We start from the raw sequence: 24,542 nt of genomic DNA, 5'->3' as shown, positions 1-24,542 counted from the left end.
AGTCTCAAGCCCGCGCCTCTGGTTGACTTGTTCCTCGGCTCCGATCATCACGCCTCCATGCGTGCCGCCCTGCCCTTCCCCCCGGTCTCCCCCGAGCTCTTCTCGATCGAGCTTTTCGGCATGGAATTTGCCCTCAGGTGGTATGCGCTCGCCTATATCGTCGGTCTGCTGATCGCCTGGCGGCTCGCGTCCATGGCGGTCCGGCGCGCGCATCTCTGGCCGGACAACCGCCCGCCGACCAACCCCGAAGGGGTCGAGGATTTGCTGACCTGGGTGATCCTCGGCGTCATTCTCGGAGGGCGGCTGGGCTTCGTCTTCTTCTACCAGCCCAGCTATTACCTGTCGCATCCCGGCGAGATCCTCGCAGTCTGGCAAGGCGGCATGAGCTTTCACGGCGGCCTCATCGGCGTCACCGTCGCAGCGCTGATCTGGGCGCTCCGGCGCCGCGCGCCGCTTCTGTCCACCGCCGACATGATGGCCCTGGCGACACCGCCGGGGCTCCTGCTCGGGCGGCTCGCCAATTTCGTGAATGCCGAGCTTTGGGGACGTCCGACGGACCTGCCTTGGGGCGTCGTGTTCCCCGGCGAGGCGGCACAAGCCTGCGGGCAACTCGCGACCGAGCTTTGCGCGCGCCACCCGTCGCAACTTTACGAAGCCCTGCTCGAAGGCCTTTTGCTGGGGGCCGTGCTGCTCTGGCTTGCGTTCCGGACCCGCGCTCTGAGCCATCCCGGACGCGTGACGGGCATCTTCATCGCAGGCTACGGTGCGGCGCGCTTCCTGGTCGAGTTCGTGCGCCAACCCGATGCGCAGTTCGTCTCGCCCGGCAATCCGCTGGGTTTGGCCTGGGAGGTCGGAGGCTATGGTCTCACCATGGGACAGATCCTGTCGCTTCCGATGATCGCGCTCGGGCTCTGGCTCGTCTTTCGGGCGCGCGGGTGACGCCGCTCCACGATCTTCTCTTGCGCCGGATTCGCGCGGAGGGGCCGCTGACGGTGGCCGAGTACATGGCGACCTGCCTGCAACATCCCCAGCATGGCTACTACGCGACGCGTGACCCGCTCGGCGTCTCGGGCGATTTCGTCACGGCGCCCGAGATCAGCCAGATGTTCGGCGAGCTCATCGGCCTCGCCCTCGCGCAGGTCTGGCTTGACCACGGCGCACCGGAGGCGATCCTCGTCGAGTTCGGCCCCGGACGGGGCACTCTCATGTCCGATGCGCTGCGGGCGACACGCGGAGTTGCGGGGTTTCACGACCGCGTCTCGGTTCATCTGATCGAAAGCTCCCCGGTCCTGCGCGCGGCACAGGCCGAGCAGCTCGCGGCGTTCTCGCCGAGTTGGCATGACGGCATCTCAACCCTGCCTGAGCGGCCCATCTTCTTTGTCGCCAACGAGTTCTTCGACGCGCTCCCGATCCGCCAGTTCCTGCGCGACGACCACGGCTGGCGCGAGCGGCTGATCGGTGCCGAGCGCGACCGCCTGGTCTTTGGCCTGACCGATCCCCTGCCGCGAGCTGATCTCGATCACCGCTGGGCCGAGACCCAACCCGGCGATCTCGTCGAGACCTGCGCCCCGGCAACCGCGATCGCCAGCGAGATCGGCGCGCGCTTGGCCACCCAAGGCGGCGCGGGTCTCGTCATCGACTATGGCAGCGACCGGAGCCTCGGCGACACGTTCCAGGCCGTCCGCCAGCACCTGAAAACCGATCCGCTCGACACGCCGGGCGAGGCCGACCTGACCGCCCATGTCGATTTCGGCGCGCTGGCGGCCGCGGCGGGTGGCAACAGCGCCCTGACGCCACAGGGCGTCTTTCTCGAGCGGCTCGGCATCACCGCCCGAGCCCAGAGCCTGGCCCGTGGATTGAGCGGTCCGGCCCTCGACAGCCATATTGCCGCGCATCGGCGGTTGACCCATCCCGACGAAATGGGAAGCTTGTTCAAGATTCTCGGACTAGCCTCGGCCACAGGACCGCTCCCGCCCGGATTTCTCGAATGACGCTGGAAATCATCACCTCCGACAGCCTTGCCCCCCTGCGTCACGGGTTCTTCACCCGTCGTGGCGGCGCCTCCTCGGGCGTTTTCGCAGGCTTGAACTGCGGCCCCGGTTCCTCGGACCAGAGCGAGATCGTGCAGATCAACCGCGCCCGCGTGGCCGAAGCCATGGCCGTGGCACCCGGCTCGCTCGTCACCGTCCACCAGGTGCATTCGCCATCGGTGGTCAGCGTGACCGCGCCCCTGCCCGAGCCGAGCCCGCGCGCCGATGGTCTCGTGACGGCAACGCCCGGTGTCGCGCTTGCGGTGCTGACGGCGGATTGCCAGCCGGTGCTCTTTGCCGATCCCGAGGCGGGTGTCATCGGCGCGGCCCATGCGGGCTGGAGAGGCGCGCTCGATGGCGTTCTCGAACGCACGATCGAGGAGATGGAGGCGCTCGGCGCCAAGCGCGAGGCGATCCGGACGGTGATCGGTCCCTCGATCAGCCAGCGCGCCTACGAGGTCGGGCCGGAGTTCTTCGACACCTTCATGGCCGAGGACACCGAGGCCGCGCGCTTCTTCGCCAATGGCGCCGGAGACCGTCTGCATTTCGATCTGCCCGGCTACGGGCTCTGGCGTCTGCGCCGAGCCGGCGTCGCGGCGGAATGGACTCGGCACTGCACCTATTCGGACCCAGAGCGCTTCTTCTCGTACCGGCGCTCGACCCATGCGCGGGAAGCCGATTACGGGCGGCTGATTTCCGTCATTCGGCTCTGATCGCGGCATATTCCTGCCGCAAAGCGCCTTTGGGGCCGAGGCTGCCGAACTTCGATTCAGCCAAAAGCCGTTGAAGGATAAGAGCTTTCCGAAAACCGTAGCAAATTCCGGAAACAATCCACCCAAAACCGGCAAATTGTCCCGCCCTTGTCGCATTCCCGCCCTGTTCCGGCGCGAAGCTGTGTCCAACGGCAGCCTGAAAGACCTGTCGAGCAGCAGCAATGAGAGGACATGACATGCCCCGCAAATCCCGCTTCGTCGCCTCGGTGATCGCCACCGCGAAATCGACCAAGACCGTGCCGGTCTTCAGCCGTGGCGCCGCGCGCCAGGCGATGATCGACCGCCGCGACAGTGCTCCGAAGAAGCTTCGCGCGTGACGTTAACGATTCGTCTCCGATCCAGCAGAATTGTGGCGGCGCTTCGCCCGACTGCGGAAACAAATCTCTCGGAATGGCTGGATTGAGCGGCTCGCACCCGCCAATCCAGCCGTTTTTTTGACAAATCGGACAGAATGACCCGACAAAGGCGGCATACGCAGCCGATTTTCGTCCTGTCCGTCTGTCGTTGTTGGTGGGGGCCAACACGGATGTGACCAACCGCAAGGTGATCACATGTCCGACCTCCTCGCCGCCTATGGCCGCGCGCCCAGCGCGCATCTCCTCGCGCGCAGCGAACCGTTTCCCGCCACCGACCGCCGCGCCCGTCCGGCACCGTCGCTCAACCGGAAATACGAGATCACCTGCCTCGTCGCGGATCTGAGCCTGCGTCACCACACCCATGTCGCCCCGGCGATTCCGGCCTTCGAGGAAGCCACCTCGGCCTTTGCGCGCGGAACGCTGATCCAGACCGTGTCCGGTCCGGTGGCGATCGAGGATCTGCTGCCCGGCGACTACATCGAGACGACGACAGGCCCCGCGCCGGTCATGTGGATCGGCTCGACCACCTATGTGCCGTCGGTCGAAAACGACGAGACGGGCCTCACCTCGCTTCTGCGCATGACATCCGACGCGATGGGACGGGCCCAGCCCGAAACCGACCTCCTGCTTGGTCCGGGGGCGCGCATGGTGCTGCACCGCGACCGCCTGAAAACGCTGATCGGCCAATCGCGCGTACTGGTGCCGGTGGCCGATTACGTCGACGAGGACCGGATCGTGTCCCTCACCCCGGCGGGAGCGGTTCAGCTTTATCACCTGGCGCTCAAGACCCACTCGACCTTCCGCGTGAACGGGCTCGAGATGGAAAGCTATCACCCCGGCGCGAGCCTCCGGCGGCAGCTCGGCGACGCGCTCTGCGAGAAGCTCCTGGGCTTCTTCCCGCATATCGAATCGTTCAGCGATTTCGGTGAGTTGACCCTGCCGCGCAGCTCGCGCGAGGTGATCGACAGCCTGACCGCGCGCTGAGCCTCAGGCCGAGCGCGACAGGCGTTCCTCGAGAACCTCAAACGGCACGCCCGGTTCGTCCTTGGCCCCGCGGATGACGAGAGATGTCTTGACCGACCCCACATTGGGGGCGGTCAGGAGCTCGCCGGTCAGGAAGCTCTGAAAGGTCGACAGATCGGGCGAGACGCATTTCAGGATGAAATCGACCTCGCCGTTCAGCATGTGGCATTCGCGCACGAGCGGCCATTCGCGGCAGCGCTTCTCGAAGGCCGAGAGATCGGCCTCGGCCTGGCTCTGCAGCCCGACCATCGCGTAGACCTGAACCTCGAAGCCCAGCTCGCGCGGATCGACATCCGCGTGGTATCCGCGAATGAACCCCTGCTCTTCCAGCGCCCGCACCCGGCGGAGGCAGGGCGGCGCGGAAATTCCGACGCGCTTGGCCAATTCGACATTGGTCATCCGGCCATCGGCCTGCAATTCAGACAGGATCTTTCGATCGATCGGATCGAGCCTGTGGCTGGGCATGATTTTGTCTCCCCGGATTTCGGGTTCTTATAGCACCACCGCCCGCATGCGCAAGATTGTTTCACGATAGCGCAAGAATCGAAACCCCCGCGCAGCGCCGGACCTGCCTGTTTGCGCCCGCCCGCGCCCGACCCTATATCGGCACAACCCAACCGCCAGAGCGAGCGAGGCTGCCATGTCCGACACCAAGCGCACCAAGGTCCTGATCATCGGATCGGGCCCCGCAGGATACACCGCGGGCGTCTATGCGAGCCGCGCGATGCTGGAGCCGATCCTCGTGCAGGGCATCGAGCCGGGCGGCCAGCTGACCACCACCACCGAGGTCGAGAACTGGCCCGGCGACACCGAGGTCCAGGGCCCCGACCTGATGGTCCGCATGGAAGCCCATGCCCGCGCGATGGGGACCGAGATCATCGGCGACATCATCACCCGCGTCGAGTTCGACCAGCGCCCCTTCGTGGCGCATGGCGACAGCGGCACCACCTATGTGGCCGACGCGATCATTCTGGCGACCGGGGCACGGGCCAAGTGGCTGGGCCTGCCCTCGGAAGAGAAGTTCAAGGGCTTCGGCGTCTCCGCCTGCGCAACCTGCGACGGGTTCTTCTATCGTGGCCAGGAGATCGTCGTGATCGGCGGCGGCAACACTGCGGTGGAAGAGGCGCTGTTTCTCACGAACTTCGCCTCCAAGGTCACCCTGATCCATCGCCGCGACGAGCTGCGCGCCGAGAAGATCCTCCAGGACCGCCTGTTCAAGAACCCGAAGATCGAAACGCTCTGGCATCACCAGCTCGACGAGGTCGTCGGCACCGAGACCCCGCTGGGCGTCGAGGGCGTTAAGGTCAAACATGTCGAGACCGGAGAGATCACCGAGATCGCCTGCAAGGGCGTGTTCATCGCCATCGGCCACGCCCCGGCGAACGAGCTCGTGAAGGATGTGCTCGAGACCCATATGGGCGGCTATGTCGTCACCAAGCCCGATTCCACCGAGACCTCCATCCCGGGCGTCTTCGCGGCCGGTGACCTGACCGATCACAAGTACCGGCAGGCCGTGACCAGCGCAGGCATGGGCTGCATGGCGGCGCTCGAGGCCGAGCGCTGGCTCGCCGAGCAGGGCCTCGACGAGGGCAAGGACGAGACCGAGCCCCTGGGCTACGGCGCGCCGGTGGACGCCGCGGAATGAACGAGGCGCATGATTTCTCGGCCCAACGGGCCGAGACCTTTGCCGTCTTCCGCAACCTGAACGACAGCGCCGATCTGCCCGAGATCGCCGACGTGGATTATTTCTTCGTCGCAAGCGAAGGCGAGATCGACTGGCCCGCCTTGGCCGACGCGCTCGCAGCCGAAGGCTATCTCTGCGAGCTCGTCGACGAGACCGGCGAGGATGCGGAGGCGCCCTACATGGTCGCCACCCTGACCGAACAGCCGCTCTCGGCCGAGGGCATCTGGATCGGCGAGGAGATCGCGACGCGGATCGCGCTCGCGCGCGGCGCCCGGCCCGATGGCTGGGGCTTCTCGGCCTGATCACGCCCCCTCCCCGCCTTGCCATGCGCTGCCTGCAGGGCGGCTTTTCCGCAACAGCAGATCATCCCGTCTGATCGGGGGTTTCGCGACGTCGCGTTTTGTGAGAGTGCGTTCACGACTGAACACACCTGCTTCGACGCCGACCTCCGCCATGAACGCGCCCGCCCCGACCTCCAGCCTTACCGAAGAAGACCAGCTCTTCCGTCTCCTGCGCCAGCTCGACCTGACGCCGGAGGCCTCGCAGCGGGTGATCGCAGGTGCGCTCGGGATCTCGCTCGGGCGCCTGAACGCGCTTCTGCGCGGAGCCGCCGCGGCGGGGCTGGTCAGCATCACCGAGCGCGCCGGACCCGACCGGCGCCAGCGCTTCACCTACGCCATCACCACCCGCGGCGCCGGTGAGAAGAACCGTCTCACCGACCGCTTCCTTGCCCGCAAATTCGCCGAATTCGATGCCCTGCACGCCGAGCTCACGGGCTCGACCAGCGGCCTCGTCCCACTCAACACCAGGAGCCACTTCATGCAGAACAATCTCGCGCCGATCCCCGAGCTCTACGTCTCCTACGACAGCGCCCAGAAGCTCAAGGTCGAGGCCGGAAACCTCACCAGCCACGATCTGACCCCGCGCCAGATCTGCGATCTCGAACTGCTGATGAACGGCGGGTTCAACCCGCTGAAGGGCTTCCTGTCCGAGGCCGATTACGACTCGGTCGTCGAGACCATGCGCCTGACCGACGGCACCCTCTGGCCGATGCCGATCACTCTCGATGTGACCGAGAAATTCGCCGACACCATCGAGATCGGCCAGGATATCGCACTGCGCGACCAGGAAGGCGTGATCCTTGCCACCATGACCGTCACCGACAAATGGGTGCCGAACAAGGCCCGCGAGGCCGAGAAGGTCTTCGGCGCCGACGACAGCGCGCATCCGGCGGTCAACTACCTGCACAACACGGCGGGCGCTGTGTATCTCGGCGGTCCGATCACCGGCATCCAGCAGCCGATCCACTACGATTTCCGCGGCCGTCGCGACACGCCGAACGAGATGCGCTCGCGCTTCCGCAAGCTCGGCTGGCGCAAGGTTGTCGCGTTCCAGACCCGCAACCCGCTGCACCGCGCCCACCAGGAGCTGACTTTCCGCGCCGCGCGCGAGAGCCAGGCCAACCTGCTGATCCACCCGGTCGTCGGCATGACGAAGCCTGGCGACGTCGACCACTTCACCCGCGTCCGCTGCTACGAGGCCGTGCTCGACAAGTATCCCCAGTCGACCACGACCATGTCGCTCCTGAACCTCGCCATGCGCATGGCGGGCCCGCGCGAGGCCGTCTGGCACGGTCTCATCCGCAAGAACCACGGCTGCACGCATTTCATCGTCGGTCGCGACCACGCCGGTCCGGGCAAGAACTCGGCGGGCGAGGATTTCTACGGTCCCTATGATGCTCAGGACCTCTTCCGGGAGCACCAGGAGGAGATGGGCATCGAGATGGTGGACTTCAAACACATGGTCTACGTCCAGGAGCGCGCCCAGTACGAGGCGATGGACGAGATCGAGGACAAGGACAACATCACCATCCTCAACATCTCGGGCACCGAGCTGCGCCGCCGCCTGCAGGAAGGCCTGGAGATCCCGGACTGGTTCTCCTTCCCCGAGGTGGTCGAGGAGCTGCGCAAGACCAAGCCGCCGCGCTCGCAGCAGGGCTTCACCGTGTTCTTCACCGGCTTCTCGGGCTCCGGCAAATCGACCATCGCCAACGCGCTCATGGTCAAGCTGATGGAGATGGGCGGCCGTCCGGTGACGCTTCTCGACGGCGACATCGTGCGGAAGAACCTCTCGTCCGAGCTGGGCTTCTCCAAGGAGCACCGCGACCTCAACATCCGCCGCATCGGCTACGTGGCCTCCGAGATCACCAAGAACGGCGGCATCGCCATCTGTGCGCCGATCGCCCCCTACGCCACGACCCGCCGGGCCGTGCGCGAGGAGATCGAGCAGTTCGGTGCCTTCATCGAGGTGCATGTCGCGACCTCGCTCGAGGAATGCGAGCGCCGCGATCGCAAAGGTCTCTACAAGCTCGCCCGCGAAGGCAAGATCAAGGAGTTCACCGGCATCTCCGATCCCTATGACGTGCCGCAGAACCCCGAGCTGAGCGTCGATACCGAAGGCCAGGAAGTCGACAACTGCGCCCATCAGGTGATCCTGAAGCTCGAGTCCATGGGCCTGATCGCAGGCGCCTGAGCCGAACTGACGCGTTGGAGAAAGGGGCCTTCACGGGCCCCTTTCTGCTTTTAGTAGGTCGGGCGACATTCGCGCCAAAGAACGGGAGCAGAGCTACTCCCGGTTCCCTACGTATCGCAGCAGGATGAAAGCGTCGCTTTCATATGCGACCTCGTAGTCTTGCGCGAGGATGCCCTCGAGCTCGGGCATGTCAGACGAATACGGATACAAAGTCAGCTCTTCGGAGTCGAAGATAATGAACTGCGGCCTCGAGTCGACGACGCGTTGAAACGCATCGTCGGGAAGAAAGCCGGCCTCGGCAATTGGTCGGCGAATTTCATCCCGAACGATGTTTTCGGGATGAACCATCACCGGATAAATCGGAGGTACGTTCAGTACATGGTGCAGAATATGCGCGCGAATGGCCCAGATCGTGTCACCCTGTTCAATGTCCCCTTGGATGATCGCAGCGATGTTCGCGACATCGCCATGTCCGACCAAAGGCTTGCCCGATCTGACGGAGTTTGTGGTGGAGATCAGGCTGAGACCGACACTTGCGATCATCCCAAGTGCAATTGGCAACGTCAAAAATTTTGCCGACGCGGTTCTGAGCGGAACGTGGTCCAGCCCTCTCGCAGACGCCACCGTCAGCAGCGGCAGCAGCTGGGTCATGTGATGGCCGTAGAGGGTGCCAGATTTTAAGATCGATAGAGCAACGAAGGTGATTGCTGCCCATAGAAACAGGACGTGAACAGTCCGGCCACCCGCTCTCTTGGAACGGGCGATACCCAGTGCAACCAGAGCGACATAGGGAACCCAGAGCCAAGGTTTCTCGACAAAAATCAGAAAACCAAGCTTCAGAAGGAAGCGATAGGCGACACCCGATGAAGAGCTCTGATTGGCGGAATACGAGAGCGGCACTTCGACCGCTGCAACCCACAGATTAGGCAGCGCGCCTGCGCTTGCATATGCAGCCAAGAGCAGAGCCAGAACCGACAGCCCCCCGAGGCCATACCCGAACACGCCAGCCAGCCCTTTCCCGGTTCGCACGACCCGAAAGAGAAGCCAGACGCCGAGGAGCACCGCAACGATTGCGAGATTTGTCCGGATGAGAACGGCGGCAGCCACGAGAACACCGGCAAGCGCCATGCGCCGAAACGTCAGCTCGTCGCGGTCGATCAGCATGAACGCTCCGAGAAGCGGAACCATCGCGAGGATTTCGGAACTGGTGTGGGCCCACATGAAATCGGCCGTGGTCAACGCCAAGACCGATGAAGCCAATCCAGCGGCGGGCACCGATGCGAACCGCTTTGAATATTGAAAGACCAAGATCAACAGGACGACCAAGCACAGATCGCCAAATGCCCGGACGGCCAGCCAGCTCTCGCCCAAGAGCGCCATTGCACCAGCCAGGACAATAAAAAGCCCGGGCGGCTTGTTGTCGATCAACTGAGTGTACGGCAGATGCCCGTCCAGAACGGACGCCGCCATCAAGATGAAGGTCTGCTCATCGTAGTCGAGGGTTTCGTCGAAATATGTCGGCCCTTGGGTGACCGCCACAAGCGCCACGATCAAAGCGATCCAGAGGCCGGGCCGGTAGAGTGCAGCCGGCCACGGCGTCTCGATCGGTCGCACCATCACCTCCGCCATGTGTAGACGGAGGTAATCGCGTAGTTCCAGACAACGCCCATCGCGATGCCCGCCAGCGCAGAGGCATACCACACGGTTCCCTGCTGCTCGAAAAGATAGGTGGCCACGCCGACATTGGTGATCGCGCCGATACTCGAGGCCAGCGCGAATGTCAGCCAGCCGCGAAGCCACTGCGCACCGCGCAACTGCTTGTCGTGATGGGTGAAGACATTGTTGATCGCGTAGTTCCACGTCATCGCGACGCATGTTGCGACCACATGCGCGCTCGAAAACGCTACGCCCCAAGCTCCGAGAAGAAGAGACAGAACGAGGAAATGGACGACTACGCCGGAGCCGCCGACGAGAGCGAACATAATGAACTTTGCCGGGATCCACCGACCGATTGATTTCTCGATCAGGAGCTCCAGAAATTCGAGCAGCACCTTGTTGTCGAGCTTGCTCTCGCCGCGTTCGCGACTTCGAAACGTGTAAGGCAGTTCGCGAAACCTGAGCGTTTCGGGCGACGATGTGAAGAGATCGAGCAAGATCTTGAAACCGACCGCCGAGAGATGAGGCACCGCGCGCCGAAACGTTTCAGAGCGGACCATGAAAAACCCGCTCATCGGATCGGACAGCTCGACCCCGGTCAGTCGCTTGGCGAGAGCGCCCGCAAACTGCGATTTTTTCACCCGGTCGGCGGTCCAGTTGCCGACGCCGCCTCCATCAACATACCGCGACCCCACCACGATATCCGCATCCGTTGTATCCAGAAGATCGAGCATCTTGGGAAGCAGCGTTTCGTCATGCTGGAGATCGCCGTCGATCACGGCAACGCACGGTGCCGCTGACGCCATGATCCCCTCGATGCAGGCCGAGGACAATCCGCGCCGCCCACTCCGATGCAAACACCGAATCCGCGGGTCAACGCTCGCACGTTCCCGCACACGATCCGCAGTTCCGTCCCCGCTGTCGTCGTCGACGAAGATCACCTCGAACACACGGCCCCGCAAGGCAGCCGACAGCGCCTCGATCAGGGGATCGACATTCGCGGCCTCATTGAATGTCGGAACGATCACGGAAAGCTCAAGCGGGCGGTCCAGAATGGAAATCGATCCGGCGGGTCGCGAAGATGGCTGGAGAAAATCGTTCCGGCTGGGCGAAGTCGCGGTCATGAATAAACTCGTGAAATTCTCGGATCAGCGACACTAAGACGGCGCCGCGTGTCATTTTGGAGGTGGCGACATGAATTTTTCCGAACTGACCGTTTCGTGCAACATGGTCTTCAACGCACGGCTGCGCTTCGGGACAGTAGACTTGAGGACAGTAGACTTGACTGAAACGAATAGTCGCTGCCTATTTGATGCATTCTGGGAGGACCTTCATGACATATGATTTCACGCGGATCGCCTATCTCGGCGACAGCCTCACCGACGACGGCAATCTCTACGCGCTGACCGAGCGCCTCTTCGGCTTCGGGCTGCCGCTCTCACCGCCCTATGACAAGGCCGCGACCAATGGCGACACGCATGCCGAGACGCTCTCGGATCTTCTCGGCCTGTCGGGCGATCTGAACTTCGCTGTCGGCGGCGCCAAGGCTGGTGACGACCGGACGCTGCAGGATTATCTCGGCGACAACGCGCTGCTCGACACGCTGTCGGGCACGCTCAGCGCCGATCAGCAGGACGCGCTGGCCACGGTGATCGATCTCTCCGGACAGACCCAGCGCCTGCTCGAGGCGACCGCAGGAACGGATCGCTCGGATCTCGCCGTGGCGCTTCTGATCGGCGCCAATGACCTGAACATCCCGCTCGACGGCTACACGCCCGAGGGCGCGCTTGCGAAGATCACCGCGGCGCTGGACGGGATCGCCGCCGCGACCGCGACGCTTCTCGCGGCCGGGGTCGGCGAGGTCCTTCTCTACACCCTGCCCGGCGGCAGCTTCTTCCCGACCGTCTCGATGCAGGGCGCCGAGGCGGACGCCGTCGGCGATCAGGTCTCGGCGTTTTTCAACAGCGGCATCCTGTCGATCGCCGACAGCTTCGCCGAGAGCGTGCGCGTGATCGAGTTCGGTCTTCTGGGTGACGAGGTCGCGGCCGACGCGACCGGCTTCGGCTTCCGCAACTCCGAGGATTATGCCTTTTCCGGATCGGGCGGGCTTCCCGTCCCGACGCTCGACTATTTCACCACGCCCGAAGAGCAGTTCATGTTCTGGGACGAGGTGCACCCGACCGAGGAATTCCACGACATCCTCGCGATCTTCGAGGCGGAAACCCTGACCCACGGCCTGACCAAGGGCAGCGACGGCGCCGATGTCGAGACCTATGGCAACGATGCCGAGTTCGTCTTCGCACTGGGCGGAGATGACGATCTGCTCCTCAGGGGCGGCGACGATGTCGTGCTTGCGGGCTACGGGAATGACACGGTCGCGGGTGAGCGCGGCTCCGACCTGATCGGAGGCGGCAAGGGGAACGACCTGATCGACGGCAATCGCGACAGCGACCTGCTGGCGGGTAATGACGGCAACGACACGCTGCGCGGCGGCGGGGGGAACGACATCCTGATCGACGGGAACGGGTCGAACCGCGTCTTCGGCGGCAGCGGCAACGATCTCTTCATCTTCACGGAAGAAGAACTCTTCGGCCGCGACAGCAACGACACCGACATCCTGAACGGCGGGCGTGGCTTCGACACGCTGGTTCTGCGCCTGACCGCCACCACGAAGGCGCTCGCCGATCTGGACCGGTTCTTTTGGGGCGACGGCTCGGCGGTCTTCGACGATCTCGGCCTGAACGTCTCGAGCATCGAGCGCTATGTCTTCGTGGGACGGGATGAAACGCCGGATCTGTCCCTGAACGGGGATCAGACGGCGCTGCTCGAGCAAGCGGAGCTGTGGAACTTCATTTGATCCGGGCGCGTCTCTCGCTCCATGCGAGGGACGCGGTTTCGTGCAAAAGTCGGATAGGCGATCGCTGGCGAACTACGCCGGATGCCTTCTCACCTGTCGGTCAGAGACGTCAATTAAAGTGAGGCCCGGCTGCGAGCCATGACCTCCCAGCCGGGCAATCTCAGTGGACGGTCACCGGCGCAAGGTCGTTCTGGCGGGCGAGGACGAAGGCGAGCTTCCGGTCCTTGACCAGAGCCAGCCGCTCGCCGTCGGCGCGATGGACCGCATAAAGCGTGTCCTGCCCCATCGCCTGCTCCTTGACGTCCTCGGGAAGGTCGGCGACCGAGACGGGACGGACATAGACCACCCGGCCCTCGTCGAGCTGCGAGAAATCGTATTTCGTATGCATCAGCCTTACCCCTTCCTGATCTGTATGGTCTGAACGACGGTCTCCGGCTCGGCGACCGTCAGGTCGACATGCAGCAGCCCGTTTTCGAGCACCGCGTCACCGACCTCGACGCCATCGGCCAGAACGAAACTCCGCTGGAACTGGCGCGCGGCGATGCCCCGGTGCAGGAACACCCGCGCCTCGGCCTCTTCGCGCTGCCGCCCGCGGATCACGAGCTGGCGATCCTCGACGGTGATCGAGAGGTCGCCCTCGGCGAACCCTGCCACGGCAAGCGTGATCCGGTAGGACCTGTCGGAGGTCTGTTCGATGTTGAAGGGCGGATAGCCCTCTGCGGATTTCGCCGTCCGCTCAAGAAGGCGTTCGAGCTGTTCGAAGCCGAGCATGTGAGGGTAAGACCCCAGGCTCATCTTGGTCATAGACGCATCCTTTGTGTAAGCGACCGTCAGTCTGGGCCCCTGTCGGCGACCCGTTGAGACGAATATGGGGTCGATGCCGCGATCCCGCAAGAGACGAGCCGGGAACACAAAGCTTTGCCCGCGCGGCGAGAATCGCTATCCTGTTCTCCCGAGGCCGCCACAATGGAAGATGCGACCGCCATGAATGTGCCCCGCGAAATCGCCATGAAGACCGACGAGGTTCTCCGCGTCGAGCTCGAGGTGTTCCGCCGCGAACACCGCGATCTTGACGAGGCGATCCGCGCGCTTCAGGCCACCGGCACCTTCGACCAGCTGACGCTGCAACGCCTCAAGAAGAAGAAGCTGCAGCTCAAGGATCGGATCTCGCTGATCGAAGACCGACTCCTCCCCGACATCATCGCCTGATATCCGGGCACTGCCTGCCGTTGCGAAAGCCGCCGCGCCCGCTATAACCCGGCCTCCAGAACCTGAAGGAGCGCGCGATGGCCGAAGAGTCCCCGCAAGTGGGCATCATCATGGGCAGCCAGTCCGACTGGCCGACCCTGCAGGAAGCCGCGACCATCCTGGACGAGCTCGGCATTTCCTACGAGACGCGCATCGTCTCGGCGCATCGCACGCCCGACCGGCTTTGGGACTACGGCAAGACCGCCGCAGGACGCGGGCTCAAGGTGATCATCGCCGGGGCCGGCGGCGCGGCGCATCTGCCGGGCATGATGGCGTCGAAGACCCGGGTGCCGGTCGTCGGTGTCCCGGTCCAGACCAAGGCGCTCTCGGGAGTCGACAGTCTCTATTCCATCGTGCAGATGCCGCGCGGCTTTCCGGTCGCGACCATGGCCATCGGTGCCGCCGGTGCGGCCAATGCGGGCCTGATGGCCGCGGGCATCCTGGCCGTGTCGGACCCGGCCCTGGCCGAGCGTCTCGACGCGTGGCGCGCCGCGCTCTCCGCCTCGATCCCCGAAGAGCCCCTGCGCGACTGAGCGCCCCCCCCCTCGCAAGCCCGGAGCCCCGACATGAGCGTTCAGCCCCTCCCCATCGGCAGCACGATCGGTATCATCGGCGGCGGCCAGCTTGGCCGGATGCTTTCGGTCGCGGCGTCGCGGCTCGGGTTCAAATCCCATATCTTCGATCCCGCAAGCGACGCTCCCGCCGCCCAGGTCGCCCATCGCCTGACCGCCGCGCCCTATGACGCCGCGGACGCGCTCAAGGCCTTTGCCGCCAGCGTCGATGTCGTCACCTATGAGTTCGAGAACATTCCGACCGACGCGCTCGATCTGCTCGAAGCCGCCCGCCCGGTCCGCCCGGGGCGCGAGGCGCTCCGGATCAGCCAGGACCGCCTGACCGAGAAGGACTTCCTCTCGGCGCTCGGCCTCAGAACCGCGCCTTACGCGGATATTCCCGACGCCGCCGCGCTCGAAGCCGCGATGGCGACGATCGGCACACCGGCGATCCTCAAGACCCGCCGCTTCGGCTATGACGGCAAGGGACAGGCGCGGCTCTCCGGACCCGAGGACGCCTCGGCCGCGCTGGCCGAGATGAAGGGCGCGCCCGCGGTTCTGGAAGGTTTCGTCGAGTTCTCCTCCGAGGTTTCCGTGATCGCGGCCCGCGGCGTGGGCGGCGAGACGGTCTGCTTCGATCCCGGCGAGAACGTGCATCGCGACGGGATTCTGCGCACCACGACGGTTCCGGCCCGCCTGCCCGCGAAACTCACGCAGGACGCCGTGCTCCTGGCCGCGAAGATCCTCTCCGCGCTCGACTATGTCGGCGTGATGGGCGTCGAGCTTTTCGTCACCAGGGACGGTCTCGTGGTGAACGAGATCGCGCCGCGTGTGCATAATTCCGGCCACTGGACCCAGCAGGGCTGCGCCGTCGACCAGTTCGAACAGCATATCCGCGCGGTCGCGGGATGGCCGCTCGGAGATGGCCGCCGCCACGCCGACGTGGTGATGGAGAACCTGATCGGAGACGACATGGAGCGGGTCCCGGACCTTGTCCGCCAAGCGGACACTGCGCTGCATCTCTACGGCAAGGCCGAGACGCGGGACGGGCGCAAGATGGGCCACGTGAACCGCATCCTGCGCGGCTGACCCGCGCCGTTCAGGCCTGCAGGAGCCGCGTCGCCACGGGCCCACTGGCATAGCTGACCACGCCGCCAGCAACCGTCATCGCCACGCGATCCTCGGCATCGAGCACCAGAAGATCTGCGCGCATGCCCAGCTCGATCCGCCCACGATCCTTGAACCCCATGACCCGGGCCGGACCTTCCGACACAAGCCGCCAGGCGGAGGTCCAGCCGATCTCGGAGACCAGCGACAGCGCCGCGAGCCGTGGTGCGGGATAGTGGTAGTCCGAGGCCAGCGCGTCGCAGAGACCCTCGCGAATGATCTCATGCGCCGAGACGTTGCCCTTGTGCGATCCCGCCCGCATCACGTTCGGCGCGCCCATGACCACCGCGTCCCCGGCCGTGCGGGCGGCACGCGCCGCGTCGAGGGTTTCGGGAAACTCCGCCACATGCGCCCCGCGCGCCCGCATCGCCGCGCGATCCTCATCCGTGCGGTCGTCATGGCTTCCAAGCCGCACGCCGCGCGCAACCAGCCTCTGCCCGAGCGCGTCGAGCGCCGATGGCACCTCGTCGTGCCGATCGTGCAGAGCCTGCATCAGCGCCAGATGCGCCTCCGGGCTGCGTCCGGATTTCAGCGCCTGTCCGGTCAGCTGCTTCGGGCGACGGCCCTCGGCGAGGCGCGCATGCTGCAGGTGATCGTTGAAGACAACGTAGTCGATGCCCCTCAGCGCCACGATGCTCTCCGCGCGCGCGAACTCGTCCAAGAGGTGCGTCTCGAGGCGCAGTTGCATGTGCAGATCCGTCGGAACGCTGCCCTGCAACGCCGCGACCGCTTCGAAGACGCGCTCGGCGAAATCCGGGCCGCGCATACCGCCCTCCCAGCTCCAGAACTGCGCGATCCAGGCGGTGGTGATCCCGTTGGAAGCGAGCTCCGCCTCGGTCGCGAGGATGCCCTGCCCCACATCGCGCAGCGCGCCGCGCCGGGGCGCGACATGCCGCTCGAACCCATCGCCGTGGAGATCGACGATCCCGGGAAGAACGCGGAACCCGGAGAGATCGACCTCCTTCAAGTCGCCGCCATCGCCCTGGATCCTGCCATCGGCGATCGAGAGATCGCCCTGCTCGAACCCGGTCTCGAGAAGCAACTCCGCCCCGGTGAAGCGTGCCTCGATCATTCCGGGCACCCTTCGAACAGGCATTCGGCGTCGAGAAGCGTGTCGAGCCAATCCGCGTCGGGATCGAACCGGCCGTCCCGCAGGAACAGGAGGACCTGCGCCATGACCTCGGGCGATTGCATGATGAAGGTATGGGTCAGCGGCAGCACGAGGAAATCGCTCATGCCCGCGACCTGCGTCGAAGCCACCGAGACCTTGCCGTCATCCTCGCCCGGTATGAGCTGCGAGTAGACCGGGTTCAGGGACAGCGTCCCGGCGATAACACCCAGCTCGAAATCGACGGGCGGCAGGCTGTTCGGAACATCCTCGGGGCCGGTGCCGAGCTCCTGCCCCGCGGGGCCGTTGATCCACTGGAACAGCTCGAGCCCGCCCAGCTCGTCCACCAGTTCGCTGCCGTGATTGGGCGGGGCCAGCATCACCACCCTGCCGAGCCGCTCGAGATGGGTCTCGGCCAGCCAGACCCGCAGGAGAATCCCGCCCATCGAATGGGTGACGAAATGCACGCGCGCCTCGCCGCACTCCGCGACGGCATCCGGCAAGGTCTCCTGGACCAGGACCTCGATCCGCGCCTCGGTCGACGGATAGGTCGGCACGACGGTCTGGAACCCGGCCGCCTCCAGGACCCCGGCCATCGGCAGGAAGCTCAGGCCGCTGCGGGCGAGCCCGTGCAGCAGCACCACACAATCGGCGCGCACCGGGGCGGCGAGAAGGATCAGGAGACAGGCAAGGCGCAACATCCGACCGGACATAGACCGGCACGCGGCGCTTGGCGAGCCTCAGCGGCGGCGCGGCAGCACCGAGAGCGCGACGCCCCCGAGCACGATCCCCGCGGCCAGAAGCGCCTGAGCCGAGATTGCCTCGCCCAGAAGTACCGCTCCGCCGAGGATCGCGATCACCGGCACGGTCAATTGCGCGACCGCCGCGGCGCTGGCGGTGAGCTTCGGCAGGACCGTGTACCAGAGCGCGTAGCCCAGCCCCGAGGTCACAGCCCCCGAGAGCACCGCGAGCGCCAGCCCCGAGGGTGCGCCGGAGGGCAGACCGTTTCCGACAACGAGCCCGAGGATCAGACCCAGCGGCGCGGCGAGAATGAAGTTCGCGGCGGTGCCCGACAGCGCGTCACCCGCGTTTCGGCCCGCCAGCGAATAGACGCCCCAGCCGATCCCGGCGAGCGCCATCATCAGACCATGGAGCGGCGAGACCCCGAGCGCGCTTCCCGGCAGCAGGAGCCAGACGAGACCGGCAAAGGCGATGCCCGCCCCGGCCCAGCGCTGCGGCTGGGGACGCTCTCCGCCAAGAAGCGCGCCTGCGAACATCGTGACCTGCACCGTACCGAAAAGGATCAGCGCGCCGAGACCGGCATCGAGCGCGAGATAGGCGGTGGAAAACCCGTAGATATAGGTCAGAAGCGCCAGCACGCCGACCGCCCGGAGGCGCCCGCCAAGCGGGACGCCGCCGCGAAAGGCCCAGGTCAGCCCCGCCAAAGTGACCGCGCCCGCGAGCAACCGGACCGTGCCGAAGCTGACCGCGTCTATTCCGCCGCCGACCAGGCCCGCCCGGTTCAGCACCGAGTTCGCCGCGAAGGCGATCATCGTCAGCGCGGTCAGCAGGACAGGCCGCATCATGCGTCGCCGAAGGCCTTGGGATAGACGAGGCGCGTGCCCGGCGTCGCAGGCGGACCGGCGACCAGCGTATGGGCAAGGTCATAGGGGGTCTCGAGACCCTTGGCCGCGTCGCTCGAAAAGCCGCATCTGCCGTAGAAGGCCGGGTCGCCCAGCACCACGACGCTCTGCCCCGCCGCCTGCGCCCAATGGGCGATCATGCCGGTGAGCCTGCGCCCGATCCCCTGCCGCTGGCGCTCGGGCAGGACCGCGACCGGAGCGAGACAGAGCCAGCCCGCGGGCTCCCGCATCGAGGAGAGCGCGGCATAGCCCACGATTTTCGCACCCTCCGTCACCACCTGCTCGCCCGCCATCGCGCCGGTCTTGCGGAGCGCCTTGACCAGCTGCGCCTCGTCGGGGCCGCCAAAGGCCGCGCGAAGAAGCCGGTCGATCGCCTCTTCCTCTCCCGACCTGAGTTCCCGGATGAAATCCCGTCCCGCCATCGCGCGCTCCCTTACCTCTGGGCGACGAAACCCCGACGAGCGCGCGAGGTCAACGACCGCTACCGGACCAGCTCGGAATAAAGTCGAAGCGAAAAGCCGGAACGGGCCGCAAACGCTGTTGGTCGAATACTTCCGGTACACCAGACCTTTCGGACAAAGCGCAGCGAAGGTGGGCTTTCACGCCAATCACATGGAAAGCACGATCCCGGATATCTGCGGGGGTCTCCCTCATTGCATGGCAATGGCGGATAACATTAGGCTCGAAGGAACAAGAATATTTCAGTTTTTGGGGGAATTCCGTGTTTGGCTTCTTGAAGAAACGCGGCGAGAACGCGGTCATTTTGAAAGATGGCAAGGGCAAGTACTTCCAGAAGGACATCGGCGTCGAGGCAGGATATGAACTCGGCCTCGCGCAGCTCAATTCTCGAATGGTTGATGGCTCGAAGGGAGGCGTATTCTACCTGTTGCCTCTGGCAATCCGGGACTTCAACGGAGGCGTCAGCAAAAGCTACGAAGACCTGACGCCTGAAGAACGTGGTGTGGTCGAACATCTCTACCGGGTGATTGTCCCGGGGAATGTCATTCCGCACGCAGCCCCGCCGCCGGGACCCAACGGCTTGTGGAATTCCCTGTCTGTCCAGAAGTTCTTGACCGTAAGGGGCGGTTGGAAATTCAAAGCCAGGCCGCTTCTGGGACCTGTCGGAGACGATTTCGTAAACAAGCGCGTCCCACGGGAGGCGATCCTGTCGATGGTGGAGGAAATTCTGTCGTTCACTCCGAAAGAAGAGCGTGTTTCCTTCGATCTGACAGACAGTGATGGATTGAAAGCTGCGAAGGAGACCCGCGATCCGCATATCTTCCACCATATGGCGGTTTATGCTGCAGCGTATGATCCAGATCCGGAACGGCTGTTAACCTGGTTGATCGGCCAACCTGAATTGGATCGCGGCACGGCCGCGTGGCTTATCGACTATCTGGGCTTGGACGCATGGATTTCCGGTATTGCTCCGGAGCATGGTGTCATGGGTGCCCAAGGAGCGGAACGGGTTCTCAGGCAGATTTGCGTCAGAGCCGACGAGCGCGGCTTCCAAGCGGATGTGGTTGGCCTCGACCCCGGCATTTCGTTCGGCAAACTGGAAGAAGCCCACGCAAAAAACGGCATGCCCAATGGCGTTCCCTGGCCAGCGTCGATTGTGAACTCGCCCTATCCGGAGTTTTCGCCAGGACCCTATGACGTCGGTGAGGATGGGGTGCTTGTTCAGTATTAGGGCCACTGCCTGCTGGCCGTTGCGCCGAACATGCCGCGTGTCTGAACGACTGTGCCGACGTTGATCGACACTGCTGACAGTGCGGTTTGTCCGCATGGCAGATCAACGCTTTTTACGGCCGAGAACGAAAAAGGCCCGGCGTTTCCGCCGGGCCTCTCGCTGTCCTGTCGGACAGGCGGATGATTACATCATGCCGCCCATGCCGCCCATGTCGGGCATGCCGCCGCCGGCGCCTGCGCCGTCTTTCTGCGGCTTGTCTGCCACCATCGCTTCGGTGGTGATCAGCAGGCCTGCAACCGAGGAGGCGTCTTCCAGCGCGGTGCGGACGACCTTGGCCGGGTCGATGACGCCGAACTTGAACATGTCGCCATATTCGTCGGTCTGGGCGTTGTAGCCGAACTTGACGTCGTCGCTCTCGCGGATCTTGCCCGCAACGACGGAGCCGTCGACACCGGCGTTCTCGGCGATCTGGCGCAGCGGCGCCTCAAGCGCACGGCGCACGATGGCGATACCGGCGTTCTGGTCGCTGTTGGCACCGGTCAGGCCTTCGAGACCCTTGGCGCCCTGCACGAGGCTGACGCCGCCGCCGACCACGATGCCTTCCTGAACGGCCGCGCGGGTCGCGTTCAGGGCGTCATCGACGCGGTCCTTGCGCTCTTTCACTTCGACCTCGGTCATGCCGCCGACGCGGATGACGGCGACGCCGCCTGCGAGTTTGGCAACCCGCTCCTGCAGCTTCTCGCGGTCGTAGTCAGAGGTGGTCTCTTCGATCTGGGTGCGGATCTGGGAGACGCGCGCCTCGATCTCGGCCTTCTCGCCAGCACCGTCGACGATGGTGGTCTCGTCCTTAGTGATCGACACTTTCTTGGCCGAGCCGAGCATGTCCATGGTGACGCTCTCGAGCTTCATGCCGAGGTCTTCCGAGATCACCTGGCCGCCGGTCAGGATCGCGATGTCCTGCAGCATGGCCTTGCGGCGATCGCCGAAGCCCGGTGCCTTGACGGCTGCGATCTTCAGACCGCCGCGGAGCTTGTTCACCACGAGGGTCGCGAGGGCTTCGCCTTCGACGTCTTCCGCGATGATGAGAAGCGGCTTCTGCGACTGGATGACCGACTCGAGGAGCGGCACCATCGGCTGCAGCGACGAGAGCTTCTTCTCGTGCAGCAGGATCATGCAGTCATCGAGCTCTGCGATCATCTTGTCGGCGTTGGTGACGAAGTACGGCGAGAGGTAGCCGCGGTCGAACTGCATGCCTTCGACGACCTCGACCTCGGTCTCCATGCCCTTGTTCTCTTCGACGGTGATCACGCCTTCATTGCCCACGCGCTGCATGGCGTCGGCGATCTGGCGGCCGATGGTCTCTTCGCCGTTGGCGGAGATGGTGCCGACCTGGGCGACCTCGTCGGAGTTCTCGACCTTGCGCGATGCACCCTTGATGTGCTCGACGACCTTGGCGGTTGCCAGGTCGATGCCGCGCTTGAGGTCCATCGGGTTCATGCCGGCGGAGACGGCCTTGACGCCCTCTTTGACGATGGCCTGGGCCAGCACGGTCGCGGTGGTGGTGCCGTCACCGGCTTCGTCGTTGGTGCGGGAAGCGACTTCCTTCACCATCTGGGCGCCCATGTTCTCGAACTTGTCCTCGAGCTCGATCTCTTTGGCGACCGACACACCGTCCTTGGTGATGCGGGGCGCACCGAACGACTTGTCGAGAACAACGTTGCGGCCTTTCGGGCCGAGGGTCACCTTCACCGCGTCGGCGAGGATGTTGACGCCGCGCAGCAGACGGTTGCGGGCATCGGTATCGAATTTGACGTCCTTGGCAGACATTCTCGATTACTCCTGAATTCTTGTATTGAGGGAAAAGCTGTCGGGGGAGCGGTCAGCTTACGCGGCCTTCGCTGCCGCCGCGTCCTCGATGATTCCGAGGATGTCGCTTTCCTTCATGATGAGCAGCTCTTCGCCGTCGATGCTGACTTCGGTGCCCGACCACTTGCCGAACAGAACCTTGTCGCCGGCCTTCACGGCCATCTCGATCAGCTCGCCCGAGTCCTTACGGGCGCCTTCGCCGCAAGCCACCACGACGCCCTCTGCGGGCTTTTCCTTGGCGCTGTCGGGGATGATCAGACCACCCTTGGTCTTCTCGTCGCTCTCAACGCGACGCACGAGGACGCGGTCATGAAGCGGTTTGAATGCCATCTTCGAGTCTCCTTGGCTCAAAGTTTATCTCTGGGACCAGCGGGTCCGCTCGGGATCCGCCGGGCGTTAGCACTTACCCTGATCGAGTGCTAACGGCGTCGAGGTAAGGAAGCCGCGACCTTCTGTCAACACGCGCCCGTGAGATTTTTTGCGCGCCAGACGGGGCACCGAGGCCGCTTGACAGGTGCCGTGTCGAAGGTGGCAGCGAGGGAGGCTTACCTTGGGTCATCCCGGCAGGAAGACCGCTTCCCTCAGGCGTCTTCCCAGCTTCCGGCCCAGTGGACAAGCCCGGCCTGCCCTGCCTCGGTCAGCGCATAGACCCCTGTCTCGACACGCGAAAACCAGCCGTAGTGATTGTCGCGCATGATCCGCGTTGCCATTGCGACGCCCGTCGCCTTGACCACGTCGCGGCCCCGCGCGGGTCCGGTCTCGGCCAGATGCGCCGCGCAGACCAAGGCATCCTGACGGTAGCCGGTGACAAGCCCGTGCCGCGTGGCCCCGCCATCGTTCGGATCGCCGCGCAACCGGTCGAAGGCGCTTTTCAGCGCGGTGCCAGCACGCGCGTTCCGGCGGGGCGCGTAGGGCCCGGGCTCGCAGATTACGTCGACCTTGCCGTCGGGCCTCACGGTCAACAGCCCGAGCCCGAGCCTGCGGCAGAGCGTGCGGTTCTCCGCGAGGACCCGCCGCGCGCGCGGTCCGCGCGGGCGCGGCACCGCGAGGTAGACCTGCGGCGTCGCGCTCAACCGGGCCACCGCCTGGTGATAGAGCTTGAGCGACAGGCCGAGCTTGAGCTCGACCACCACCGGATCGTCGCCGTCGCGGCAGGCGACCAGATCGGCGGCACCGACCTCGCCCTTCACTATGTATCCTGCCCGTTCGAACAGCGCCTTGACCGGCGCGTAGAGGTCCTGCTCGCGTGTCATCCCCCAAGTCTCGCGCGGCGCCTTGCCGGTGACAAGATCCGCCTCTAGCCTGAACGCGTTTCCCCTGCACCTCCCGGAGCCTTCGCCATGCGCCGTCTCGCCTGTTTGCTTGCCCTGCTCTTTTCCGCCAGCGCGCTTGCCGCCGCGCCCTGCCAGGGCACCGACCTGCGCCCGACGCTGACCGAGAGCGAGCGCAGCGAAATCGACGCCGCCGTCGCGGGCCATCCCTACATGACCGGCAACCACTGGATCGCGCGCCGCGGGGACACGACGCTGCATCTGGTCGGAACGATCCATGTCGACGACCCGCGGCTCGATGGTGTCGCCCAGCGCCTTGGCCCGGTGCTCGAGAGCGCCGATCTGCTGCTTCTGGAGATGACGCTCGAAGACCAGGAGACGCTGCAGACCGAGCTGATGAACGACCCCGAACTCCTGCTCCTCGCCGACACGACGCTGCCCGAGATCATGTCCGAGGACAGCTGGCAGGCGCTCTCGAGCGCCCTGGCCCAGCGCGGCATGCCCGGGTTCATGGCGGCCAAGATGCGGCCCTGGTATCTGGCGATGATGCTGTCGCTGCCGTCCTGCGCGCTCGACGGCGCGCAGGCGGGCAAGTCCGGCCTCGACCAGCGCCTGGCCGAAGCGGCCGAGGCGGCCGATGTGCCCACGGCGGCGCTTGAGGATTTCCGGACGATCTTCCGGACCTTCAACGCCGCCCCCATCCCCGAGCAGATCGAGATGCTGGAAGCCGCGCTCTACGCCGCCGACGAACAGGGCGACGGGCTCGCCACGCTGCGCGCGGCCTATTTCGACGAGCAGATGGGCGAGAGCTGGGCGCTCTCCAAGGTGATCGCGCGACGCCATTCGCAGCAGAGCCGCGAAGAGATCGACCGCAGCTTCGACGAGATGGAAGAAGGCCTCCTGATCGCCCGCAACCAGGATTGGATGCCGGTGATCCTCGAGGCCGCCGAGGAGTACGACCTTGTCGTGATCGCCTCGGGCGCGGCGCATCTGCCCGGGCCGCACGGCCTCCTGACGCTCTTGGAGGCCGAGGGCTTCACCCTCGAACGCGCCCCCTTCTGAGAGCGGACGGAGGAACGCCCCTCCG

Annotated in this window: 26 protein-coding genes; 14 read left to right on the top strand and 12 right to left on the bottom strand. The window is 65.1% G+C overall.

Annotated features, from left to right (window positions below; all coding sequences use genetic code 11):
* Positions 1-57: 57 nt before the first annotated feature.
* The 5 genes from lgt to ACFQ4E_RS04650 all read left to right on the top strand — a co-directional run bounded on the left by lgt (position 58) and on the right by ACFQ4E_RS04650 (position 4,143).
* Positions 58-939: a prolipoprotein diacylglyceryl transferase gene (lgt, locus tag ACFQ4E_RS04670; protein ID WP_386801775.1), complete on the top strand. Its 882-nt coding sequence runs from the start codon at positions 58-60 to the stop codon at positions 937-939.
* A complete protein-coding gene (locus ACFQ4E_RS04665; protein WP_386801774.1) occupies positions 936-1,991 on the top strand; it encodes a class I SAM-dependent methyltransferase in 1,056 nt (351 codons plus the stop codon). The genes lgt and ACFQ4E_RS04665 overlap by 4 nt, the downstream gene beginning before the upstream one ends.
* A complete protein-coding gene (pgeF, locus tag ACFQ4E_RS04660) occupies positions 1,988-2,743 on the top strand; it encodes a peptidoglycan editing factor PgeF (protein WP_386801773.1) in 756 nt (251 codons plus the stop codon). The genes ACFQ4E_RS04665 and pgeF overlap by 4 nt, the downstream gene beginning before the upstream one ends.
* Before the next feature lie 236 nt (positions 2,744-2,979).
* On the top strand, positions 2,980-3,120 hold the full coding sequence (locus ACFQ4E_RS04655) for a hypothetical protein (protein ID WP_386801772.1): 141 nt from the start codon (positions 2,980-2,982) through the stop codon (positions 3,118-3,120).
* 234 nt (positions 3,121-3,354) lie between these two features.
* Entirely contained in the window at positions 3,355-4,143 is a 789-nt protein-coding gene (locus ACFQ4E_RS04650; RefSeq protein WP_386801771.1) for a Hint domain-containing protein, read from the top strand.
* Positions 4,144-4,146: 3 nt separating this feature from the next.
* On the opposite strand, the gene ACFQ4E_RS04645 is transcribed toward ACFQ4E_RS04650, so the two are convergent.
* Complete coding sequence (locus tag ACFQ4E_RS04645; RefSeq protein WP_386801770.1) at positions 4,147-4,647, bottom strand: Lrp/AsnC family transcriptional regulator; 501 nt, start codon at positions 4,645-4,647, stop codon at positions 4,147-4,149.
* 175 nt (positions 4,648-4,822) lie between these two features.
* On the opposite strand from ACFQ4E_RS04645, the gene trxB reads away from it, so the two are divergent.
* The 3 genes from trxB to ACFQ4E_RS04630 all read left to right on the top strand — a co-directional run bounded on the left by trxB (position 4,823) and on the right by ACFQ4E_RS04630 (position 8,398).
* Positions 4,823-5,827, top strand: a complete 1,005-nt coding sequence (gene trxB, locus ACFQ4E_RS04640; RefSeq protein WP_386801769.1) for a thioredoxin-disulfide reductase — start codon at positions 4,823-4,825, stop codon at positions 5,825-5,827.
* A complete protein-coding gene (locus ACFQ4E_RS04635; protein ID WP_386801768.1) occupies positions 5,824-6,168 on the top strand; it encodes a ribonuclease E inhibitor RraB in 345 nt (114 codons plus the stop codon). Before trxB ends, ACFQ4E_RS04635 begins: the two co-directional genes overlap by 4 nt.
* A gap of 151 nt (positions 6,169-6,319) precedes the next feature.
* On the top strand, positions 6,320-8,398 hold the full coding sequence (locus ACFQ4E_RS04630) for a bifunctional sulfate adenylyltransferase/adenylylsulfate kinase (protein WP_386801767.1): 2,079 nt from the start codon (positions 6,320-6,322) through the stop codon (positions 8,396-8,398).
* A 93-nt stretch (positions 8,399-8,491) separates the two neighbouring features.
* Here the strand turns inward: ACFQ4E_RS04630 and ACFQ4E_RS04625 are convergent, their stop codons facing one another.
* Both ACFQ4E_RS04625 and ACFQ4E_RS04620 read right to left on the bottom strand, forming a co-directional pair.
* A complete protein-coding gene (locus ACFQ4E_RS04625; RefSeq protein ID WP_386801766.1) occupies positions 8,492-10,015 on the bottom strand; it encodes a hypothetical protein in 1,524 nt (507 codons plus the stop codon).
* Complete coding sequence (locus tag ACFQ4E_RS04620; RefSeq protein ID WP_386801765.1) at positions 10,015-11,178, bottom strand: glycosyltransferase; 1,164 nt, start codon at positions 11,176-11,178, stop codon at positions 10,015-10,017. Before ACFQ4E_RS04620 ends, ACFQ4E_RS04625 begins: the two co-directional genes overlap by 1 nt.
* Positions 11,179-11,387: 209 nt before the next feature.
* Here ACFQ4E_RS04620 and ACFQ4E_RS04615 point away from each other — a divergent pair, with 209 nt between their 5' ends.
* A complete protein-coding gene (locus ACFQ4E_RS04615; RefSeq protein ID WP_386801764.1) occupies positions 11,388-12,911 on the top strand; it encodes an SGNH/GDSL hydrolase family protein in 1,524 nt (507 codons plus the stop codon).
* Between the two features lie 160 nt (positions 12,912-13,071).
* Here ACFQ4E_RS04615 and ACFQ4E_RS04610 read toward each other — a convergent pair whose 3' ends face one another.
* Together ACFQ4E_RS04610 and ACFQ4E_RS04605 are read right to left on the bottom strand one after the other, a co-directional pair.
* Positions 13,072-13,299 carry a DUF1150 family protein gene (locus tag ACFQ4E_RS04610; RefSeq protein ID WP_386801763.1) on the bottom strand — a complete coding sequence of 76 codons (228 nt, stop codon included), beginning with the start codon at positions 13,297-13,299 and terminating at the stop codon, positions 13,072-13,074.
* 5 nt (positions 13,300-13,304) lie between these two features.
* Positions 13,305-13,715, bottom strand: coding sequence for an Hsp20 family protein (locus tag ACFQ4E_RS04605; RefSeq protein ID WP_386801762.1), 411 nt, complete (start codon positions 13,713-13,715; stop codon positions 13,305-13,307).
* A gap of 180 nt (positions 13,716-13,895) precedes the next feature.
* On the opposite strand from ACFQ4E_RS04605, the gene ACFQ4E_RS04600 reads away from it, so the two are divergent.
* The 3 genes from ACFQ4E_RS04600 to ACFQ4E_RS04590 all read left to right on the top strand — a co-directional run bounded on the left by ACFQ4E_RS04600 (position 13,896) and on the right by ACFQ4E_RS04590 (position 15,799).
* Positions 13,896-14,120 (top strand): YdcH family protein, encoded by a 225-nt coding sequence (locus ACFQ4E_RS04600; protein ID WP_386801790.1) that lies wholly within the window; start codon positions 13,896-13,898, stop codon positions 14,118-14,120.
* 77 nt (positions 14,121-14,197) lie between these two features.
* Positions 14,198-14,692, top strand: coding sequence for a 5-(carboxyamino)imidazole ribonucleotide mutase (gene purE / locus ACFQ4E_RS04595; protein WP_386801761.1), 495 nt, complete (start codon positions 14,198-14,200; stop codon positions 14,690-14,692).
* Positions 14,693-14,725: 33 nt separating this feature from the next.
* Entirely contained in the window at positions 14,726-15,799 is a 1,074-nt protein-coding gene (locus ACFQ4E_RS04590; protein WP_386801760.1) for a 5-(carboxyamino)imidazole ribonucleotide synthase, read from the top strand.
* Positions 15,800-15,809: 10 nt separating this feature from the next.
* On the opposite strand, the gene ACFQ4E_RS04585 is transcribed toward ACFQ4E_RS04590, so the two are convergent.
* From ACFQ4E_RS04585 to ACFQ4E_RS04570, 4 genes are read right to left on the bottom strand one after another with little or no spacing between them, the layout of a single operon-like run.
* Positions 15,810-16,949 carry an alpha-D-ribose 1-methylphosphonate 5-triphosphate diphosphatase gene (locus ACFQ4E_RS04585; RefSeq protein WP_386801759.1) on the bottom strand — a complete coding sequence of 380 codons (1,140 nt, stop codon included), beginning with the start codon at positions 16,947-16,949 and terminating at the stop codon, positions 15,810-15,812.
* On the bottom strand, positions 16,946-17,698 hold the full coding sequence (locus ACFQ4E_RS04580) for an esterase/lipase family protein (RefSeq protein WP_386801758.1): 753 nt from the start codon (positions 17,696-17,698) through the stop codon (positions 16,946-16,948). Before ACFQ4E_RS04580 ends, ACFQ4E_RS04585 begins: the two co-directional genes overlap by 4 nt.
* Before the next feature lie 27 nt (positions 17,699-17,725).
* Positions 17,726-18,568 (bottom strand): DMT family transporter, encoded by an 843-nt coding sequence (locus ACFQ4E_RS04575; RefSeq protein WP_386801757.1) that lies wholly within the window; start codon positions 18,566-18,568, stop codon positions 17,726-17,728.
* Positions 18,568-19,050: a GNAT family N-acetyltransferase gene (locus ACFQ4E_RS04570; RefSeq protein WP_386801756.1), complete on the bottom strand. Its 483-nt coding sequence runs from the start codon at positions 19,048-19,050 to the stop codon at positions 18,568-18,570. Before ACFQ4E_RS04570 ends, ACFQ4E_RS04575 begins: the two co-directional genes overlap by 1 nt.
* A gap of 299 nt (positions 19,051-19,349) precedes the next feature.
* Here ACFQ4E_RS04570 and ACFQ4E_RS04565 point away from each other — a divergent pair, with 299 nt between their 5' ends.
* Complete coding sequence (locus ACFQ4E_RS04565) at positions 19,350-20,318, top strand: hypothetical protein (protein WP_386801755.1); 969 nt, start codon at positions 19,350-19,352, stop codon at positions 20,316-20,318.
* Between the two features lie 183 nt (positions 20,319-20,501).
* Here the strand turns inward: ACFQ4E_RS04565 and groL are convergent, their stop codons facing one another.
* The 3 genes from groL to ACFQ4E_RS04550 form a co-directional block, all read right to left on the bottom strand.
* Positions 20,502-22,145, bottom strand: a complete 1,644-nt coding sequence (groL, locus tag ACFQ4E_RS04560) for a chaperonin GroEL (protein WP_386801754.1) — start codon at positions 22,143-22,145, stop codon at positions 20,502-20,504.
* Positions 22,146-22,202: 57 nt separating this feature from the next.
* On the bottom strand, positions 22,203-22,514 hold the full coding sequence (locus ACFQ4E_RS04555; protein WP_386801753.1) for a co-chaperone GroES: 312 nt from the start codon (positions 22,512-22,514) through the stop codon (positions 22,203-22,205).
* 251 nt (positions 22,515-22,765) lie between these two features.
* Positions 22,766-23,437 carry a DUF2161 domain-containing phosphodiesterase gene (locus ACFQ4E_RS04550; protein WP_386801752.1) on the bottom strand — a complete coding sequence of 224 codons (672 nt, stop codon included), beginning with the start codon at positions 23,435-23,437 and terminating at the stop codon, positions 22,766-22,768.
* A gap of 87 nt (positions 23,438-23,524) precedes the next feature.
* Between ACFQ4E_RS04550 and ACFQ4E_RS04545 the strand changes: the two genes are divergently transcribed.
* Entirely contained in the window at positions 23,525-24,517 is a 993-nt protein-coding gene (locus tag ACFQ4E_RS04545; protein WP_386801751.1) for a TraB/GumN family protein, read from the top strand.
* The last annotated feature ends 25 nt before the right edge of the window (positions 24,518-24,542 follow it).

The sequence above is a fragment of the Litorisediminicola beolgyonensis genome, from assembly GCF_042679605.1.
In the GTDB taxonomy this organism is placed as follows: Bacteria; Pseudomonadota; Alphaproteobacteria; order Rhodobacterales; family Rhodobacteraceae; genus Litorisediminicola; species Litorisediminicola beolgyonensis.
The sequence above is the reverse complement of the archived record's forward strand: the minus strand, read 5'-3'. Positions and strand labels throughout refer to the sequence as shown.